The organism is Micromonospora sp. NPDC049102 (assembly GCF_043197485.1).
Taxonomy (GTDB): domain Bacteria; phylum Actinomycetota; class Actinomycetes; order Mycobacteriales; family Micromonosporaceae; genus Micromonospora.
In genome coordinates this window covers 1-2,154 of sequence record NZ_JBICTE010000067.1, presented here as the reverse complement: position 1 = coordinate 2,154, position 2,154 = coordinate 1, and the positions used below count along the sequence as shown (strand labels likewise).

Annotated in this window: 1 protein-coding gene; it reads left to right on the top strand. The window is 64.6% G+C overall.

The annotated features are described in order from the left end of the window. Nucleotides 1-543: 543 nt before the first annotated feature. Nucleotides 544-2,046: a group II intron reverse transcriptase/maturase gene (gene ltrA, locus ACGFH9_RS30785; protein ID WP_393226378.1), complete on the top strand. Its 1,503-nt coding sequence runs from the start codon at nucleotides 544-546 to the stop codon at nucleotides 2,044-2,046. Nucleotides 2,047-2,154: the final 108 nt, after the last annotated feature.

Genomic DNA, 2,154 nt, shown 5'->3' with positions numbered 1-2,154 from the left:
CACGTGCGCCGTGAGGCGCTGATTGATCGAGTGGAGGTGAGAGACCGCCACCGCCGTCCTGTCGCGGCAGGAGGGTGAAGCTGAGGGGCAGTCGGGTCCGGGAGGTGCCGGGCTCGGCGGCAAGCGGCCCCTGACGACGCCGGGGCGTGCCAGTACTGCCAGATGGTGCGGGTTCGGCTAGCGAGTCGGAGAGGTGTACGTGAGGAACTGGTGTGTGAAGCCCCCTAATGGACCACCAGCTGGGAATCTGGCGGATGGCTGGGTGCGGTGCGTACCTGCCCTGATGGGTGGGGAACTCCGGGTCGGTGATGTGGACGGCCGGCTGGAGGCCACGACGAAGTGCCGCGGGGTAGTCGTGGCGATGCCGCGGGGGTAGAGCCGGGTGCCTCCTTCGACGATCGATCGATCAGTGAACACGGGAACCGTTACGGGCGTGCCTGATACCGCGTAGCCGACGCGGGTGGGGCTGGGTCCATCGTCGGCCGATCCGGCTGTGACGGGGCGGAGTCGCCGTAGTAGTCCGAGGTCGGGAGAGCCGGCCGCATGGCGAAGGGCGACAGCGAGGTCAGCAAGGAAGGGACTGTGATGGTCGGAGATCCCGGGGTGAATGTTCCGGGCGCGTGGCCTGACGTCGGGTTGGCGCAGGCGCGGGTACGACGGATGCAGACCAAATTGCACCAATGGGCGACGGCCGATCTTGGCCGTCGGTTCGATGATCTGTACAACCTGGTGTTTGACCCGGCGACGTTGATGGTGGCGTTCGACCGGGTCGCGGGCAACGCCGGGGCCCGTTCTGCGGGTGTGGACGGCTCAACCGTCTTTGACATTCGGGAACGGGTCGGTGAGCAGGCGTTCTTGGAACGCATTCGAGAGCGGTTGAAAGCGCGAAAGTTTCAGGCGTTGCCGGTGCGGCAGCAACTGATTCCGAAGCGCGGGTCGGGCAAGGTCCGCAAGTTGGGGATCCCGACGGTGACCGACCGGGTGGTCCAAGCAGCGCTGAAGCTGGTGTTGGAGCCGATCTTCGAGGCGGACTTCAAGCCGTCATCGTTCGGTTTCCGGCCCAACCGGCGGGCGCACGACGCGATCGCCGAGATTCAGATGTTGGGCACGAAGGGTTATCAGTGGGTCCTGGATGCCGACATCGAGGCGTGTTTTGATTCCATCGACCACACCGCGTTGATGGATCGGATGCGTCTACGGGTCTCGGACAAACGTGTGTTGGCCTTGGTGAAGGCGTTCCTGAAAGCCGGAGTCATGACCAGATCCGGTGACCGGGAAGATAGCCTCACCGGCACTCCTCAAGGGGGCATTCTCTCACCGCTGCTGGCCAACATCGCTCTGAGCGTGCTCGATGAGCACTTCGATGCTCAGTGGCGGTCATGGAGCCACGAACGCCGTAAGACCCGGCGTCGCAACGGGCTGGGCACCTGGCGGATGGTCCGCTACGCGGACGACTTCGTCGTGCTGGTGTTCGGCACCCAAGCCAACGCCGAAGCGGTGCGCGAGGAGGTGAGCAGGGTGCTGGCACCCGTGGGACTTCGCCTGTCCGTGGCGAAGACTCAGGTGGTGCACATGAGCGACGGGTTCGATTTCCTCGGCTTCCACATCAAGTGGATGCGTAAACGGGGAACGGAGAAGAGCTACGTCTACACCTTCATCGCGGACAGGCCAGTCCGCGATTTCAAGGCAAAGATCCGAGCTCTGACCCGCAGATTGTCCCAGGCCGAGTACCGGGCCACGCTGATCCGGATCAACCAGATCCAGCGTGGCTGGGCGAACTACTTCAAACACGCGGTGGCCAAGCACACCTTCGACAAACTCCGGACCTTCGTCTGGTGGCGCGTCGTGCACTGGGTGATGCGCCGCCAACGCATGCCGTGGAGAAGCGTCCAACGATGGCTACGCGGCCCCAACGGCTGGCGTCCCATCGCCCTGGACGGGATCGAACTGTTCAACATCGCCTCAACACGGGTCAGCCGATACAGGCTGCGAGGCAACACGATCCCATCCCCTTGGCCCCTACAGATCACCGACCAGATGGCATGACCTCGTGGAGAGCCCGGTGCGGTGAAAGTCGCACGCCGGGTTCGGAGAGCGGCCCGGGGAAACGGAGCAGCGGCAACGCCGCCACCGCGCCCCGGGCCGACTCAACCA

Excerpts from the sequence above, each read along its gene's own strand:
- ltrA (WP_393226378.1), top strand. The coding sequence starts at position 544 with ATGGCGAAGGGCGACAGCGAGGTCAGCAAGGAAGGGACTGTGATGGTC.